The 618-nt window shown below is 66.0% G+C and carries 1 protein-coding gene; it reads right to left on the bottom strand.

Annotation, left to right across the window (positions count from 1 at the left end; translation table 11 throughout):
• Positions 1 to 11: 11 nt before the first annotated feature.
• Positions 12 to 548: an IS5 family transposase gene (locus Asi03nite_RS37545; RefSeq protein ID WP_307834063.1), complete on the bottom strand. Its 537-nt coding sequence runs from the start codon at positions 546 to 548 to the stop codon at positions 12 to 14.
• Positions 549 to 618: the final 70 nt, after the last annotated feature.

Here is a 618-nt window from a genome sequence, read left to right on the forward strand (position 1 = left end):
AAGACCGCATCTCATTTGGGCTTGTTGCTGGTCAACAGGTTCAGCTTCACGGCGCGGCGGAAGCAGATGACAGCGCAAGCCAGGCGCAGGAATCCGAGGAAGTGGGAAGCCTTGCGTTCGTAGCGGCGGACCAGCCGCCGGAACCGGGTGACCCACTCCAAGCAGCGCTCGATGACGTAGCGGTGCCGGCCGAGCCGGGTCGAGGACTCGATACCGTTGCGAGCGATGCGGGCTTTGATACCGCGCCGGGTGAGGGCCTGTCGGGACGCACGGTAGTCGTAACCCTTGTCGCCGTGCAGCTTCGCGGGTCGTTTGCGCGGGCGGCCGAAAGGTTGCCGTACGGGTGTGACGCCGTCGACCACGTCGTTGAGGACCGTGTGGTCGTTGATGTTGGCAGCCGAGATGTCGGCGTGCAGCGGGAGCCCGTTCCTGTCACTGATCGCGTGAATCTTGGAGCCGGGCTTGCCGCGGTCGACCGGGCTCGGCCCGGTCAGGTCCCCCCTTTTACCGCCCGAACATGCATCGCGTCGATGCTGGCCCCGGACCAGTCGATCTGCCCAGCAGTGCCGAGCACGTCGAGCGTCGCCTGATGCAGCGCTTCCATCACGCCGTGCTGCA

It is taken from the genome of Actinoplanes siamensis (assembly GCF_016862395.1).
GTDB lineage: Bacteria > Actinomycetota > Actinomycetes > Mycobacteriales > Micromonosporaceae > Actinoplanes > Actinoplanes siamensis.